The sequence below is a fragment of the Mycobacterium sp. Root135 genome (assembly GCF_001426545.1).
Taxonomy (GTDB): domain Bacteria; phylum Actinomycetota; class Actinomycetes; order Mycobacteriales; family Mycobacteriaceae; genus Mycobacterium.
This window is the reverse complement of sequence record NZ_LMEZ01000007.1, coordinates 488,035-504,304: the sequence shown is the minus strand read 5'-3', so window position 1 is coordinate 504,304 and position 16,270 is coordinate 488,035. Positions and strand designations below refer to the sequence as shown.

Genomic DNA, 16,270 nt, shown 5'->3' with positions numbered 1-16,270 from the left:
TTCTGTCTCGCGCCGACTGCGCGCTTGTTTACGGACCTACTCGGGCGATGCGTACGACATGCGTGCAGTCGACGGTCAGGGCAGGTCGAAGTAGGCGATCGCCGAGGCTCCGATGCCGCCCAACCACACCCGGTTGCCGTCTTGGACGACGCCCGTCGTCGACCCGAAGCCGGAATGACTGGCGTGCAGTTGCGCCAGCACGTGGCCGTCGTCGGGGTCGAAGGCGATCACCCACACGACCGGCTTGACGTCGGGGAGCCAGCGATAGGGCAAATACCACAACAGCTTTCGCAGGATGGGGGCCTTCGTTGCCAATTGCTCGACGATGGCGTTGCGGTCCGACACCATGGCCACCCAGATGCGGCCGTCGGGCCCGGTCGAGATGTTGTCCGGATACCCGGGCAGCCCCTCGGCCAACGGCGTCACCGTGCCCGCCTCGGGGCCGGTGAGCCAGAACTTCGACACCCGCGCGCCCGTCGTCTCGGCGAAGACGACCGCCGACTCGTCCGCGGTGAGCGTCACCCCGTTCGTGAAGTGCAGCCCGTACGCCAACCGCGTGACCGTGCCGTCGACGTCGAGCCGGAACAGCGAGCCAGAGCCGCGACCTTCCAGCGCCGCGCCCTTGTAGTGCTCGTAGCCGAAGCGGTCGGTCGACTCCGTGAAGAACACGGAGCCGTCCGACGCCTCGACCACGTTGGAGCAGAACGTCAAAGGGCGGCCCTCAAACGAGTCGACCAACGTCTCGATCTCACCGGTGGCGAGGTTCATCGCCAACAGTCCGCGATGGCTGTCGCAAATCAGCAGCCGCCCGTCACGTGCGACGGCAAGGCCGAGTGGTCGCCCACCGGTGTTGCCGACGACCTCGCGCGAGCCGGATTCGGCGTCGACGCGGATGACGTCGCCACCGACGACCCCGGTGTACACGCCGCCCCTGCCGTCGACGACTACGTCCTCCGGAGCCAGGCCCGGTAGGGGAACGGTCGTCAGCCAACGGTCGAGGTCGGGCGCGGGCAGCCGCCGAACCACCGACGGTTGCCAGCGGACGGGGTCGATCGGCGGCTTGGACATCGGCGGCTGAACCGCCTACATCCGGCGGCTTGCCTCGCTCAACACGCCGTGCAGGATCTCGTAGATCTCGTCGAATTCCTTCTGGCCGCAGATCAGCGGGGGAGCCAACTGTACGACTGGGTCGCCGCGGTCGTCGGCGCGGCAGTACAGCCCGGCCTCGAACAGCGCCGGGGTGAGGAAGCCGCGCAGGAGCCGCTCGGACTCCTCGTCGTTGAAGGTCTCCTTGGTGGTCTTGTCCTTCACCAGCTCGATGCCGTAGAAGAATCCCTCGCCGCGAACGTCGCCGACGATCGGCAGGTCGTGAAGCTTCTCGAGGGTGGACCTGAACGCCGGCGCCATCTGCTTGACGTGGTCGTTGATGCCCTCGCGCTCGAAGATGTCGAGGTTGGCCAACGCCACAGCGGCCGAGACGGGATGCCCGCCGAACGTGTAGCCGTGGCCGAAGACGGTCTTGCCGTCGTCGAACGGCTCGAACAGTCGGTCGCTGGCGATCATCGCGCCGATGGGCGAGTAGCCGGAGGTGAGCCCCTTGGCGCAGGTGATGATGTCCGGCACGTAGCCGAAGTCGTCGCACGCGAACATCGACCCGATCCGACCGTAGGCACAGATCACCTCGTCGGAGACCAACAGAACGTCGTACTCGTCGCAGATCTCGCGGACCCGCTCGAAGTATCCGGGCGGCGGCGGGAAGCAACCGCCCGCGTTCTGCACCGGCTCCAGGAACACGGCGGCGACGGTGTCGGGACCCTCGAACTCGATGGCCTCGGCGATGCGGTCGGCGCAGTAGCGCCCCCATGCCTTCGGGTCGGTGCTGAAGTGCTCGGGTGCCCGGTAGAAGTTGGTGTTGGGCACCCGGAAACCGCCGGGGGTCGGCGGATCGAACGGCGCCTTGAAGTCGGGGATGCCGGTGATGGCGAGGGCGCCCTGCGGCGTGCCGTGATACGCGATCGACCGCGAGATCACCTTGTACTTGCCGGGCTTGCCGGTCAGCTTGAAGAACTGCTTGGCCAGCTTCCACGCGCTCTCGACGGCCTCGCCGCCGCCGGTGGTGAAGAACACCCGGTTCAGGTCGCCAGGTGCGTAATTGGCGATGCGCTCGGCCAGCTCGGCGGCGGGCGGGGTGGCGAACGACCACAGCGGGAAGAACGCCAGGGTCTCGGCCTGCTTGGCGGCGGCCTCGGCCAGCTCGGCGCGGCCGTGTCCGACCTGCACCACGAACAGCCCGGACAGGCCGTCGATGAACTTGTTGCCGTCGCTGTCCCAGATGTGGACACCCTCACCGCGGGTGATGACCGTCGGGGTGATGTCGGCGCCATGGCGGGCGAAGTGGCCCCACATGTGGCGCTTGGCCTTGGCGGCCGCGTCTGAGTATACGGTTGGATCTGATTCTACGAGAGTCATCTTGTGCCCCAATTGTATTGCTGCTTAACGAGTTTGAGGTAAACCAAAGTTTCGGTGGATATCACCCCTGGTACGGCGCGGATCTTGGTGTTGAGTAGGTCGAGAAGGTCGCCGTCGTCCTCGCAGACGACTTCCACGATGGCGTCGAAGGATCCCGCGGTGAGTACCACGTAGTCGACGGACTCGATTTCGGCGAGCTTGTCGGCGATCTTGGTGGTGTCACCGGTACACCGGATGCCGATCATCGCCTGGCGGGCGAAGCCGAGTTGCATGGGATCGGTGACGGCGACGATTTGCATGACGCCGGCGTCGACCATCCGCTGCACGCGTTGACGCACCGCAGCCTCCGACAGGCCGACCGCCTTGCCGATGCCGGCGTAGGACCGTCGCCCGTCCTGCTGCAGCTTGTCGACGATCGCCTTGGACAGTTCGTCCAGCTGGAACGCCGCACCAGGACGAGAATGGTTGATTCGCAACGAGACAGCTTGGACGCCCGGCTGAGCATCCCTATCGACCATGACGACGATTGTGCACGGAATCCGTCGTTTGGGGCAACCAATGCGCTGAAATCGTTCGTTTCATCCGGTTTGCACGGGGGATATGCGTAGCTGCGACGAGGCAGGTCGGCTAGCGTAAAAGCCATGACCTTCGCGAGCAGTTGGATTGACGGTGCCGAGGTGACGACCCGCGGCGCGGCGCATCAGGTCGTCGACCCGGCGACCGGAAACGTCGTTGCCGAGTGCGCTCTGGCGACACCGGACGACGTCGACGTCGCGGTGGCGTCGGCGCGGGCGGCACTTCCGGGCTGGGCCACCGCCACGCCCGCCGAACGGTCCGCGGTCCTCGCCACGCTGGCCCGGCTTGCCGGCGAGCACGCCGACGAGCTGATTGCCGAAGAGGTCAGTCAGACCGGCAAGCCCGTCAGGCTGGCCACGGACTTCGACGTCCCGGGCAGCGTGGACAACATCGACTTCTTCGCGGGAGCGGCGCGGCACCTCGAAGGCAAGGCGACCGCCGAGTACTCCGGTGACCACACCTCGAGCATCCGCCGAGACGCCATCGGCGTCGTCGGCACGATCACGCCGTGGAACTATCCGCTGCAGATGGCGGTGTGGAAGGTGATTCCCGCCCTGGCCGCCGGTTGTTCGGTGGTCATCAAGCCCGCCGAGGTGACGCCGCTGACCACGTTGACGCTGGCACGGCTCGCCAGTGAGGCGGGCCTGCCCGACGGCGTCCTCAACGTCCTCACCGGTGCGGGCAACGACGTCGGCACGGCGCTGGCCGGGCATCGCGACGTCGACCTGGTGACGTTCACGGGCTCGACGGCCGTCGGGCGCAAGGTGATGGCGGCCGCCGCCCAGCACGGGCACCGCACCCAGCTGGAGCTCGGTGGCAAGGCCCCGTTCCTGGTGTTCGACGACGCCGACCTCGACGCCGCCATCCATGGGGCCGTCGCCGCGTCGCTGATCAACACCGGGCAGGACTGCACGGCGGCGACGCGGGCAATCGTCGCGCGCGACCTCTACGACGACTTCGTCGCGGGCGTCGGCGAACTGATGAGCAAGATCGTCGTCGGCGATCCGCATGATCCCGACACCGACCTCGGGCCGCTGATCACCCTGGCGCACCGGGCGAAGGTCGCCGCCATCGTCGAGCGTGCGACGTCGGAGGGCGGCCGCATCGTCACCGGCGGCAGCGCGCCCGACCTGCCGGGCTCGTTCTACCGGCCCACCCTGATCGCCGACGTCGACGAGCGGTCGGAGGTGTACCGCAGCGAGATCTTCGGACCCGTCCTGGTCGCGCGGCGGTTCACGGACGACGACGACGGCATCCGGCAGGCCAACGACACCGAGTACGGGCTGGCGGCATCGGCGTGGACCCGCGACGTCTACCGGGCGCAGCGGGCGTCGCGCGAAATCCACGCCGGCTGCGTGTGGATCAACGACCACATTCCGATCATCAGCGAGATGCCGCACGGCGGCGTCGGCGCGTCCGGCTTCGGCAAGGACATGAGTGACTACTCCTTCGAGGAGTACCTCACCATCAAGCACGTCATGAGCGACATCACCGCCAAGGCCGAAAAGGATTGGCACAGAATCATCTTCAGCAAGCGCTGATCGTTGGTCGCCGATCGGCTCGAGCAATGAAGTGCATCGTGGTCGGTGCGGGCGCGTGGGGTTTGCCTGCGGCCGCGGAGATGGCCCGGCGCGGGCACGACGTCACGCTCGTCGACCGTCACGGTCCGTTCAACGCGCTTTCGTCGTCGGTGGGTCCGACGCGGCTGTGGCGACTCGCCGACCCCAATCCGGCGCGGGTGCGGTTGGCCCGTCGCGGGTTGGAGGCGATGCGACGGCTCGCCGAGCGCGCAAACACCGAGGTGTTCCTCACGCGAGGGCTGGTGTGGCGCGACGACGTGTCGCTGCCCGCGCTCCTCGAGACCCTTGTGGCGCAGGACGTGCAGCACACCGAGGTGTCGGCTGACGACGTCGGACGGTTCTTCCCCGGACTGCGGCCCGACGGTCGAGACGCGGTGTGGCAGCCGGCGGCCGGGGTCGTGCTCGCCGAGACGTCGCTACGCGCTCAGCTGCTGCTGTTCCAGAGGCGAGGTGGCGCAACGCTGTTCGGCCACGACGTCGTCGACGTCGATGCCCGCACGCCCGGCGTCCGGATCTCCTTCTCGGACGGCCGGTTCGTCGACGCCGACGTCGCGGTGCTCGCGCCGGGGCCCGGTGCGGCCACCCTGCTCAGCCGGGTCGGCGTGCACGTCGACCTGCACCCGTATCTCGAGCAGGTGGTGCACTTCGGCGATGCGGCCGACCCACACTCGAGCGACGCTCTTCCGGGCCTGTTCGACGGTCCGACCGACCGCCGGCCCGGCGTCTACGGAATGCCGACGCCCGGCCGCGGCTACAAGATCGGCCTCGACACACCGCTTCGCGACTACCAGCGATCCGACGAAGATCGAGTGCCAGACCCTGCTCGCACCAAGGCCATTCGCGACTTCGTCCGTGAGGGCCTGGCGTCGGTGCCGTCGACGGTGGTCGACGAGCAGGTGTGCGTCTGGACCGACTCACCCGACGGTAGCTTCGTGGTCGACCGTCTGCCCGAGGGCGTGGTGTTCGCGTGCGGCGACTCCGGCGAAGGGTTCAAGTACTCGGCGCTGATGGGCGAGGTCCTGGCCGATCTCGCCGAGGGGGCCGCGCCCGACGACGACGTGGCGGCACTGTCGCTGGAGCGCTTCGCGGGCGGGGTGCCGGTGAGGCGGGGGCCGCACGTGATGGGCAGGCATTAGGTAACGGCGCTACGTCGGCTGATCGCCAATGTGCCCGAGCGCGTTGCTGATTCGCAACGAGTAGAAGTGGGCCAGCTTGGCCGGTCCGACGGAGTTCGACACCTCGTAGGCCCGTCGGGCGGTGTCGGGGTCCACCGAGAGCGCGAACTGGTCGTACCAGTGGAACTCGAAGCGGGCCCGGGAGAGGGCGTCGTCGCGCTGCTGGGTCTGCGCATGGCCCTTGGCGAGATCGGCGGCGTGGGCGGCGATCTTGTGGGCGATGACGGCTTCCTTGAGACCGGCCCGGTCGGGGACCCCAAGGTGCTCCTTCGGGCTGACGCAGCACAGCATCGCGGTGCCTGCCTGGGCGGTCACCGCGGCCCCGATCGCCGAGGCGATGTGGTCGTGACCCGGCGCGACGTCGGTGGTGAGCGGACCGTAGGCGTAGGACGGGGCGCCGTGGGACAACTGGTCCAACAGGCGCACGTTGTCCGCGATCACGTGCAGCGGAAGGTGTCCGGGACCTTCGACCATCACCTGCACCCCGCGGGCCTTCGCCGTCTTCGCCAGAGATCCGAGGGTGCGGAGCTCGGCGAACTGGGCGGCGTCGTCGGCGTCGGCGATCGAGCCCGGTTGCAGGCCGGCGCCGAGTGCCAGCGTCACGTCGTAGTGGGCGAGGATGTCGCAGAGTTCGTCGAAGTGCGTGTAGAGGAAGGACTCCGACCGGCGCCTCAGACACCACGCCGCCATGATGGCGCCGCCGCGGCTGACGATCCCCGCGACCCGGCCCGCGGTGAGCGGCACGTGCTCCAGCCGCACCCCGGCGTGCACGGTCATGTAGTCCACGCCCCGTTCGGCCTGTTCGACGACGGTGTCGCGGAACGCCTCCCACGTCAGCGCGGCCGGGTCGCCGTGCACCGTCTCCAGGGTCTGGTGCAGCGGCACCGTGCCGACGGGGACGGGCGCGTTGCGCAGAACCCGGTCCCCGTCCCGGCCGGTGGAGAGGTCCACGACCGTGTCGGCACCCCACCGGATGGACCACACCATGTCCTGCAGAGTGGAGTCGCCCGAGGCCAGGTTCGACGTCCCGACGTTGGCGGTGACCTTCACCCGGAATGCCTTGCCGATGATCATCGGTTCGCTCTCGGGGTGGCGGTGGTTGGCCGGGATGACGGCCCGGCCCGCGGCGATCTCGTCGCGAACCAGTTTGGGCCGCAATCCCTCTCGCGCCGCGACGAACGCCATCTCGGCGGTGACGACGCCGTCTCTCGCGCGCTGCAGCTGCGTGCCGACACCACCGATCACGCCGGGCCGCGGCGGCAGTCCGCGGTCGACGTCGAGCACGGCGTCGGGATCGGTGTAGGGCCCCGAACTGTCGTAGAGGTCCACGTGCCGGCCGTCGGCGAGCGGCACCCTGCGGTACGGTACGCGGCCGCCTCGAACGTCGGCCAGGTCGAGATAGCCCTTCGCGCTGCCCGCGATCGGACCGGTCGTCACCGCGGGCGTCGCCACGGGATCGTCGGCCGAGCCGTCGGAGGGTAGCCGGTGGGCGGCCGTGCTCACAGGGCCTTGAGTTCCTCGGTCACGGCGTTGACCGACTTCTTCGCGTCGCCGAAGAGCATGGAGGTGTGGCCGAGGAAGAACAGCGGGTTCTCGATTCCCGCGTACCCCGAGCTCATCGACCGCTTGAGCACGATCACCGAGCGGGACTGGTCGACGTTGAGGATTGGCATGCCGTGGATGGGGGAGCTCGGGTCGTTGCGCGCCGCCGGGTTGGTCACGTCGTTGGCGCCGATGACGAGAGTGACGTCGGTGCGGCCGAATTCGCCGTTGACGTCGTCCATTTCCTTCATCGCGTCGTATTCGACGTCGGCTTCCGCGAGGAGCACGTTCATGTGTCCCGGCATGCGGCCGGCGACGGGGTGAATGGCGTACTTCACCTCGACGCCCTTGGACTCCAGGATCGAGGCCATGTCCTTGACGGCGTGCTGGGCCTGGGCGACGGCCAGCCCGTAGCCGGGCACCACGATGACCTGGTTGGCGTACGCCATCTGGATCGCCGCGTCGGCCGCGGAGGTCGACTTGGCGGTGCCCTGCTCTCCAGCGACGGCAGCCGCTGCGTCGCCGCCCGCCCCGAAGGAGCCGAAGACGATCGCCGGGATCGACCGGTTCATCGCCACCGCCATCAGGTTGGTCAGGATCGAGCCCGAGGCGCCGACGATCATGCCCGCCACGATCATCGCGGTGTTGTTGAGCGCCAGACCCGCTGCGGCGGCGGACAATCCGGTCATCGCGTTGAGCAGTGAGATGACCACCGGCATGTCCGCGCCACCGATCGGGAACACCACGAACAGGCCCATGATCCCGGCCAGCACCAGCACGACGACGATCGTCCAACCGGGGTTGCCCGTGCCGGCGTGCACGCCGATGTACACCGCCATGGCGACCGCGGCGAGCAACAGCACCGCGTTGGAGGCCTGAAACAGCTTGGCGGAGCGGACGAGTGCTTTTTCCAGGTTCTTCGGGATCGACTCCTGCAGCTTCAGGAACGCGACGAGCGAACCCCAGAACGACACCGAGCCGATGACCGCCGCGAACAGCGAGCCGATGACGAGGGCGACGGTGGGGGACTGGTCGGGGGTGAAGTGGCCGAATCCGTCGGTCTCGATGAACTCCGCCCAGGCGATGAGCGCGACAGTGCCGCCGCCGACGCCGTTGAACAGCGCGACCAGCTGTGGCATCGCCGTCATCTTGGTCTTCTTGGCGGGTGGGACACCGAGCACCACCCCGATGATCAACCCGGCGGCGATGAGAATCCAGTTGATGGAGGCGGTGTCCCGCACCTTGAGCAAGGTGGCGACGACGGCGAGTGCCATGCCTGCGGCGGCGATGAGGTTGCCGCGCACCGCGGTCTTGGGGCCGGTCAGCCCGGACAGCCCAAATATGAAGAGCCCGAACGCGACGATGTAGAGACTGTTGACGAGGTAGTTCACCGCTCGGCCCCTGCCTTCTCGGCTTCGGGCTTGCGGCCCTTGAACATGCTCAGCATCCGATCGGTGACGAGGAAGCCGCCAATCACGTTGAGGGTGCCGAAGATCAGCGCGACGAACGCGATGATCCGCACCCCCCAGCCGGCGTCGGCGGGCAGTTCACCGAGCACGATCAGCGCGCCGAGCACCACGATGCCGTGAATGGCGTTGGTGCCCGACATCAACGGCGTGTGCAAGGTGTTGGGCACCTTGGAGATGACGGCGAATCCGACGAACCCGGCGAGCACCAGGATCGCGAGATTGGCCAATAGTTGGTCGTACATGGTTACGACACCTCCCGGGTGATGCAGGAGGCCGCGATGACCTCGTCGTCGAAGTCGGGCGCAAGTGCGCCGTCGGTGATCAAGAGGTCCAGCAGCGAGGTGACGTTCTTGGCGTACAGCTCGCTGGCGTGCTCGGGCATCGTGGCGGGCAGGTTCAGGGGCGAGGCGATCGTCACGCCGTGCTTGACCACCGTCTGCCCGGGTTCGGTGAGCTCGCAGTTGCCGCCGGTCTCCCCGGCGAGGTCCACCACGACGCTGCCCGCCTTCATGCCCTGCACCGCGGCGGCGGTGACGAGGCGTGGAGCCGGCCTGCCGGGCACCAGGGCGGTCGTGATGACCACGTCGAACTTGGTGATCGCCCGTTCCAGCGCCGTTTGTTGTTGAGCGCGTTCGTCTTCGGTCAGCTCGCGGGCATATCCGCCCTCACCCGCCGCGTCGATTCCGAGGTCGAGCCACTGCGCGCCAACCGAGCGGACCTGGTCGGCCACCTCGGGGCGCACGTCGTAGCCGGTGGTCTTGGCGCCGAGACGCTTGGCGGTCGCCAACGCCTGCAACCCCGCCACCCCGACACCGAGGATCAGCGCGCTCGTCGGCTTCACCGTGCCCGCGGCGGTGGTCAACATCGGGAAGAACCGCGTCGACAGGGACGCCGCGAGCACCACCGACTTGTAGCCGGCCACGTTGCCCTGTGAGGACAGCGCGTCCATCGCCTGCGCCCGCGAGATGCGCGGAATCGCCTCCAGTGCAAAGGCTGTGACGTCGGCGAGGCGCAGCTCGTCGGCAAGCTCGGGTCGGGTGCGTGGGGCGAGGAAGCCGATCAGCACCGAGCCGGGCTTGAGCCGGGTCACCTCGTCGGAGTTCGGCGGGTTGACCTTCACGACGACGTCGGCGGGCCAGGCGTCACCGATCGTCGCTCCGGCATTCAGGTAGTGCTCGTCGTCGATCAGAGCTCCCGCCCCGGCACCGCTCTCCACGACCACCTCGAGACCGCCGGCACATAGCCGCTCGACCACCTTGGGCACCAGCGCGACGCGGCGCTCACCCTCGGCCGATTCCCGCGGAACTCCGATCAGCGTCATGATCCTCCTCTTGCCCGACGGTGGTCCTGGAGCTCCAGGCAACGGTCGACGGCGTAGACGGCTGCGACGAGCCGGGTCGAAAAACAGGCTAGGCCAACTGCATATTGTATGCAACTATTGGTCGGTACGAGTGCGTGGCCGTCTGGAGCACGGGATTTGATTTCTGCGGACGGCAGATGCATACACCATACGATTTAAGGAGTCCCGTGAGGATTGCAGTCGTCGGCGCCGGAGCAATCGGCGCCTACTGGGGCGCCGCCATGCAACGCGGCGGAGCCGAAGTCCACCTGATCGCGCGCAACGCGCACCTGCAGGCCATGCGCACCAACGGGGTACGGGTGCTCAGCGACCGCGGCGACTTCGTGGCCTACCCGCACGCGACCGACGACCCTCGCGACATCGGGCCGGTGGACTACGTCTTCCTCGGTCTCAAGGCGCACGGTTACCCGTCCAGCGGACCGTTGGTGAATCCCCTTCTGGGAGAACACACCGCGGTATTGGCAGCGCAGAACGGCATTCCCTGGTGGTACTTCCACGAGCTGGAGGGCCCCTATCGAGGGCGCCGCGTCGAGGCCGTCGACCCGGGTGGCGCCACCACCGCGGTGTTCTCGCCCGAGCGGGCGATCGGCTGCGTGGTGTATCCCGCCACCACCATCGAGGCGCCAGGGGTGATCCGGCACCTGGAGGGCACCCGGTTCTCCATTGGTGAGCCGTCGGGAGAGATCTCGGCACGGTGCCAGGCGTTGAGCGACGCCATGGTCGCCGGCGGTTTGAAGGCCCCCGTCGAGGCCGACCTGCGCAGCGACATCTGGATCAAGCTGATGGGCAACGTCGCGTTCAACCCCTTGAGCGCGTTGACCAGGGCGACGATGGTCGAGATCTGCCAGAACCCCCGTACCAGGCAGATCGTCGTCCAGCTGATGGAGGAGACGCTCGACATCGCCGCGAGAGTCGGTGCCACGCCAGACATTTCGATCGAGAAGCGGCTGCGGGGTGCCGAGAACGTCGGGCACCACAAGACGTCGATGCTGCAGGACCTCGAGGCGGGCAAGCCGCTGGAACTCGACGCCATCGTCACCGCGGTCGTGGAGATGGCCGACCTGACCGGTGCGGCCGCTCCGACGCTGCGCACCATCCATGCCGCCACCGACCTGTTGGCACGCACCTGCGTGCCGGACGCGCCGGTGGTCGAGAACACCCCGGAGCTGGCAACTCAGCCGGTTCTGCAGTGAGGGAGAAGAAGATGACCAACCGTCGCGCAAAGATCGTCTGCACGCTGGGTCCGGCCACCGCGACCCGGGCGGTGCTGACCGAACTCGTCGACGCCGGAATGGACGTGGCCCGACTGAACTTCAGCCACAGCACCCGCGCCGAGCATTCGGCGCTCTACGGCATGGTGCGCGAGATCGCGGCCGAGCGCGGCCGCGTGGTCGGCGTACTGGCCGACCTGCAGGGCCCGAAGATCCGACTCGGCAGTTTCGCCGACGGCCCGGTGACGTGGGCGACGGGGGAGCGCGTGGTCATCACCACCGACTCCTGCCGCGGCGATCACGACCGGGTGTCGACGACCTACGCGGGCCTGTCCGGTGACGTGCGGGCCGGTGACCGCCTGCTCGTCGACGACGGCAAGGTGGATCTGCTCGTCGTGGGCGTCGACGGTCCCGACATCTCCTGCGAGGTGCTCGACGGCGGGCCGGTCAGCGATCACAAGGGCATCTCGCTGCCCGGCGTCGACGTCAGCGTTCCGCCGTTGTCGGACAAGGACATCGAGGACCTCAAGTTCGCCATCGAGCTCGGCGCCGACATGGTGGCGATGTCGTTCGTGCGGGCGCCCGAGGAAGTCAAGCTCGCCCACGCCATCATGGACGAGGTCGGCCGCCGGGTGCCGGTGATCGCCAAGCTGGAGAAGCCCGAGGCGGTGTCGGACCTGGCGGGGATCGTCGAGGCGTTCGACGGCCTGATGGTCGCCAGGGGCGATCTCGGGGTCGAGATGCCGCTCGAGCAGATTCCGCTGGTCCAACGCCGGGCGATCGCCCTGTGCCGCCAGGCGGCGAAACCGGTGATCGTCGCGACCCAGATGCTCGACTCGATGATCTCGGACCGTCGCCCCACGCGCGCCGAGGTGTCCGACGTGGCCAACGCCGTCTTCGACGGCGCGGATGCGGTGATGCTGTCCGCCGAGACCAGTGTCGGCGTCCATCCCGCCCACGCGGTGGCGACCATGGCGCGCATCGTCGAAGCCGCCGAGAGTGGCGTCGGCCGCGGTGACGTCGCGGAGGGTCAGCTCGAGGCCACCGGGGACGCCGTGTTCGGCGACGCCATCGCCGTGGCCGCATGTGAGGTCGGGCGGCGCCTCGGGGCGGCGGCGTTGTGCTGCTTCACCCGCACGGGTGACACCGCCCTGCGCCTGGCGCGGCAGCGGTCGCCGCTTCCGCTGTTGGCGTTCGCCCACGACGACGAGGTGCGCACCAGAATGGCGTTCTCCTGGGGCATCACCTCGGCCGTGCTGGCTCCGTCGGCAGTGGCCGAGTCGATGCCCGGCGAGGTGAGCCGGGCGCTCATCGGCATGGGCGTGTGCCATCCCGGTGACGTCGTCGTGGTGGTCTCCGGAAGCCGAAGCGGCGTGGCCGGCTACACCGACTCGGTGCGGGTGCTACGCGTCGAATGACGTTGTCGTGCAGGGCTGTTCCGACCAGCCCTGCACGGACATCGTCGGACGCGTGACGCGGTCGTTGAGGTCGGCGACCGTGGCGCGCAAGGCGGTCACGGTCCGCTCGGCCTCGGCCAGCTTGGCGCGCAACGCCTTCTCGGTCGCCCGCCGCTCGCTCACCTCGCGCATCACGGCCGCGATCCCGACGATGGTCCCTTCCTCGTCGCGTAGGAGGGCCACGCTGAACTCGATGGACAGCTGGCGGCCGTCCTGGTGGGTGGCCGGTACGCCGAGCAGCGTGTCGCCGTACTTGGTGACGCCGGTTTCCATGGTGTGCTCGTAGCCCCGCCAGTGCCGGTCGCGCAGTTTGACGGGAATGATCAGGTCGAGGCTGGCGCCGAGCGCGTCCTCTTCCGAGAACCCGAACATGTTGGCGGCGCCGGCATTCCACAGGTCGATCCGTCCCTGCGGGTCGGTGACCACGATGGCTTCTGGAGATTCGGCCACCACCGCTCTTGCGAGCCAGGCCTTGTCGATGGTGCTGCTGCTCTCGCTCACGGGGTCCCCTTCGTCGGCGTTGCCCGATTCATTGCATCGGGCTACAGAATAACGCATACTGCATACACAGTTCAATCACGCCGAAGAGGCAGCAAGGGGAGCGCCAGTGCTGTTGCGCCAGCTCGAGTACTTCGTCACGGTGGCCCGGGAGCGGCACTTCGCGAGGGCCGCCGAGGCGTGCTACGTCTCGCAGCCAGCGCTTTCCACCGCGATCGCCAAGCTCGAGCGCGAGCTCAACGTCACCCTCATCCACCGAGGCCAGAACTTCGAGGGCCTCACGCTCGAGGGCGAACGGCTGGTCGTCTGGGCCAAGCGCCTGCTGGCCGAGCACGACGGCCTCAAGGCCGAGGCCGCGGCGATGCGCACCGGCATCTCCGGCACGTTGCGCCTCGGCACCGGACCCACGGTGTCGACGACGACCGCGCAGCCGGTGGCCACGTTCTGTGGGTTGCACCCGCTGGCCAAGGTGACCATCTGTTCGCGGTTGTCCTCCACCGACCTGCTGCGACAACTGCGCGACTTCGAACTCGACGCCGCCATCGCCCACTTCGGCCCCGACGACCGGTCGGGTCTCGAGGTGGTGCCGCTGTATCAGGAGCGGTACGTGCTCCTGGTCTCCGGTGACCACTTGGCGTCCGGGTGCGACACCATCACGTGGGCCGAGGCCGCGCAGCTCCCGCTGGCACTCCTGATGCCGCACATGAGGTTCCGTCAGTTCATCGACAAGGCCTTCGCCGCCAACGGGGTGGTCGCCGCACCGCAGGTGGAAACCGACTCGGTGGCATCCCTCTACTCCCACGTCGCGACCGGCGCCTGGGCGAGCGTGGTGCCTCACACGTGGTTGCGTGCCATCCCCGCCATGGGCGCGGCGCGCGCCGTGCGTCTCGTCGAACCCGAGGCCACCGCCCAGATATCGATCGCCATCCACGCCGGGTCGGCCTCGGTGGCCGCTCGCGCGTTCGTCAACGTCATCGCAGGCGCGCGACTCGACGAGACCTTTGGTCTCGAGCGTCGCGAACTCGTCGCCGGGCTGAGCCGGCCCTGACACCGTGCCAAGACGATCGCCGTCGACCGCGCGCGTCGTGATAACCGGCGTTTATCGGCCGGTTGACGACAGGTCTTGGACGCCGGTCTCGGTCCGGTGAAAGGTATTGAGATGTAACGGAATATCCCTCACCAGGAAGGTCCACATCATGACCCTCGCTCCCATGCGAGACGCGGAGGTAGCGAGTACCGACGAGCCTGTCGCACTCACCGACGGGATCCACTTGGTCGTCGACGCCCTCAAGCTCAACGACGTCCACACCATCTACGGAGTCGTCGGCATTCCGATCACCGACCTGGCCCGGTTGGCCCAGGCCTCCGGCCTGCGCTACATCGGCTTCCGGCACGAGAGCGACGCTGCGCACGCGGCGGCCGCGGCCGGCTTCCTCACACAGAAGCCGGGCATCTGCCTGACCGTGTCGGCGCCCGGCTTCCTCAACGGCCTCGTCGGACTCGCCAACGCCACCACCAACTGCTTCCCGATGGTCCAGATCTCCGGGTCCAGCGAGCGCCACCTCGTCGACCTCCAGCGCGGTGACTACGAGGAGATGGACCAGCTCGCCGCCGCGCGGCTCTTCGCGAAGGCGGCCTTCCGGGTGTCCCGCGCCGAGGACGTCGGCCGCGGCATCGCCCGCGCCCTGCGCACCGCGGCGTCCGGCCGACCCGGCGGTGTCTACCTCGACATCCCGGCCGCAGTCCTCGGTGAGGTGCTCGACGCCCAGGAAGCGGCCAAGACGCTGTGGAAGGTCGTCGACCTCGCACCCAAGCAACTGCCCGGCGTCGACGCCGTCGACGCGGCCATCTCGCTGCTCGCCGGTGCCGAACGGCCGCTGATCGTGCTCGGCAAGGGTGCCGCATACGCCCAGGCCGACGAGCAGATCCGGGAGTTCGTCGAGAGCACGGGCATCCCGTACGTGCCGATGTCGATGGCCAAGGGCCTGCTGCCCGACGACCACCCGCAGTCCGCGGCGACCGCCCGCTCGGTGGCGCTGAAGCGGGCCGACGTGGTGCTGCTGGTGGGCGCGCGGCTCAACTGGCTGCTCGGACATGGCGATTCACCGCAGTGGAACGCCGACGCCAAGTTCATCCAGGTCGACATCTCGGCCTCGGAGATGGACAGCAACCAGCCCATCGCGGCGCCGCTGGTCGGTGACATCGCGTCGGTGGTGGACATGCTGCTGGAACGCAGCAAGCCCGGCCAGATCAGCGTGACGCCGACGTGGCGTGACGAGCTGACCACCAAGTCGGCGCAGAACGTGGCCAAGATGGCCGGCCGCCTCGAGGCCGCCCTCACCGCCCACCCGATGAAGTTCCTCGGCGCCTTGCAGTCGATCCGCGACGTGCTGGCGGACAACCCGCACGTGTACGTCGTCAACGAGGGTGCGAACGCACTCGACCTGGCGCGCAACACGATTGGCATGCAGGTGCCACGCCACCGACTGGACAGCGGAACGTGGGGCGTCATGGGAATCGGCATGGGTTACGCCATCGCCGCCGCGGTGGAGAGCGGTGAGCCGGTCGTCGCCATCGAGGGCGACAGCGCCTTCGGCTTCAGCGGCATGGAGCTCGAGGTGATCTGCCGCTACAACCTGCCGATCGTGACGGTCATCCTCAACAACGGCGGCGTCTACCGGGGCGACGACCCCTCGACGACGTCCGACCCCGCGCCGACGGCGTTGCGGGCCCAACACGAATACATGATCAAGGCGTTCGGCGGCAAGGGATATCACGCCACGACGCCCGAAGAGGTGGAGACGGCGCTGCGCGAGGCCCTCGCCTCGGGCCGGCCCGCCCTCATCGACTGTGTCATCGACCCCTCCGACGGCACCGAGAGCGGCAACATCGCCCACCTGAATCCCAAGGGCATCAGCGGCAAGTGAGCAACG

The 16,270-nt window shown here is 68.4% G+C and carries 14 protein-coding genes; 6 read left to right on the top strand and 8 right to left on the bottom strand.

The features are described 5' to 3' along the window. Positions 1–75 precede the first annotated feature (75 nt). From ASD37_RS22585 to ASD37_RS22575, 3 genes are read right to left on the bottom strand one after another with little or no spacing between them, the layout of a single operon-like run. The gene (locus ASD37_RS22585) at positions 76–1,068 is read right to left on the bottom strand and encodes an SMP-30/gluconolactonase/LRE family protein (RefSeq protein ID WP_056556757.1); all 993 of its coding nucleotides are present in this window, start codon (positions 1,066–1,068) and stop codon (positions 76–78) included. Positions 1,069–1,083: 15 nt separating this feature from the next. Next, positions 1,084–2,469: an aspartate aminotransferase family protein gene (locus ASD37_RS22580; protein WP_056556752.1), complete on the bottom strand. Its 1,386-nt coding sequence runs from the start codon at positions 2,467–2,469 to the stop codon at positions 1,084–1,086. Then, positions 2,466–2,987 carry an Lrp/AsnC family transcriptional regulator gene (locus tag ASD37_RS22575; protein ID WP_056556748.1) on the bottom strand — a complete coding sequence of 174 codons (522 nt, stop codon included), beginning with the start codon at positions 2,985–2,987 and terminating at the stop codon, positions 2,466–2,468. Before ASD37_RS22575 ends, ASD37_RS22580 begins: the two co-directional genes overlap by 4 nt. 123 nt (positions 2,988–3,110) lie before the next feature. On the opposite strand from ASD37_RS22575, the gene ASD37_RS22570 reads away from it, so the two are divergent. After that, positions 3,111–4,586, top strand: a complete 1,476-nt coding sequence (locus ASD37_RS22570) for a gamma-aminobutyraldehyde dehydrogenase (RefSeq protein WP_056556745.1) — start codon at positions 3,111–3,113, stop codon at positions 4,584–4,586. A gap of 26 nt (positions 4,587–4,612) precedes the next feature. Further along, entirely contained in the window at positions 4,613–5,761 is a 1,149-nt protein-coding gene (locus ASD37_RS22565; protein ID WP_056556742.1) for an FAD-dependent oxidoreductase, read from the top strand. Positions 5,762–5,770: 9 nt separating this feature from the next. Here ASD37_RS22565 and thiC read toward each other — a convergent pair whose 3' ends face one another. The 4 genes from thiC to ASD37_RS22545 are packed head-to-tail and all read right to left on the bottom strand — an operon-like array spanning position 5,771 to position 10,132. Further along, entirely contained in the window at positions 5,771–7,252 is a 1,482-nt protein-coding gene (gene thiC / locus ASD37_RS22560) for a phosphomethylpyrimidine synthase (protein ID WP_082570376.1), read from the bottom strand. Positions 7,253–7,299: 47 nt separating this feature from the next. Further along, positions 7,300–8,733, bottom strand: a complete 1,434-nt coding sequence (locus tag ASD37_RS22555; RefSeq protein ID WP_056556739.1) for an NAD(P)(+) transhydrogenase (Re/Si-specific) subunit beta — start codon at positions 8,731–8,733, stop codon at positions 7,300–7,302. Continuing rightward, complete coding sequence (locus ASD37_RS22550; RefSeq protein WP_056556735.1) at positions 8,730–9,053, bottom strand: NAD(P) transhydrogenase subunit alpha; 324 nt, start codon at positions 9,051–9,053, stop codon at positions 8,730–8,732. Before ASD37_RS22550 ends, ASD37_RS22555 begins: the two co-directional genes overlap by 4 nt. Positions 9,054–9,055: 2 nt before the next feature. Further along, positions 9,056–10,132, bottom strand: coding sequence for a Re/Si-specific NAD(P)(+) transhydrogenase subunit alpha (locus tag ASD37_RS22545; RefSeq protein WP_056556732.1), 1,077 nt, complete (start codon positions 10,130–10,132; stop codon positions 9,056–9,058). A 206-nt stretch (positions 10,133–10,338) separates the two neighbouring features. Between ASD37_RS22545 and ASD37_RS22540 the strand changes: the two genes are divergently transcribed. Together ASD37_RS22540 and pyk are read left to right on the top strand one after the other, a co-directional pair. Beyond that, positions 10,339–11,364, top strand: a complete 1,026-nt coding sequence (locus ASD37_RS22540; protein WP_056556729.1) for a 2-dehydropantoate 2-reductase — start codon at positions 10,339–10,341, stop codon at positions 11,362–11,364. Positions 11,365–11,375: 11 nt separating this feature from the next. After that, positions 11,376–12,800 carry a pyruvate kinase gene (gene pyk / locus ASD37_RS22535; RefSeq protein ID WP_056557529.1) on the top strand — a complete coding sequence of 475 codons (1,425 nt, stop codon included), beginning with the start codon at positions 11,376–11,378 and terminating at the stop codon, positions 12,798–12,800. Here the strand turns inward: pyk and ASD37_RS22530 are convergent. Beyond that, positions 12,786–13,340 carry a PAS domain S-box protein gene (locus tag ASD37_RS22530; protein WP_156721027.1) on the bottom strand — a complete coding sequence of 185 codons (555 nt, stop codon included), beginning with the start codon at positions 13,338–13,340 and terminating at the stop codon, positions 12,786–12,788. The two genes, pyk and ASD37_RS22530, sit on opposite strands and share 15 nt — an antisense overlap. A gap of 106 nt (positions 13,341–13,446) precedes the next feature. On the opposite strand from ASD37_RS22530, the gene ASD37_RS22525 reads away from it, so the two are divergent. Then, positions 13,447–14,385 (top strand): LysR family transcriptional regulator, encoded by a 939-nt coding sequence (locus ASD37_RS22525; protein ID WP_056556727.1) that lies wholly within the window; start codon positions 13,447–13,449, stop codon positions 14,383–14,385. Between the two features lie 163 nt (positions 14,386–14,548). Continuing rightward, the gene (oxc, locus tag ASD37_RS22520) at positions 14,549–16,264 is read left to right on the top strand and encodes an oxalyl-CoA decarboxylase (protein WP_369832415.1); all 1,716 of its coding nucleotides are present in this window, start codon (positions 14,549–14,551) and stop codon (positions 16,262–16,264) included. Positions 16,265–16,270: the final 6 nt, after the last annotated feature.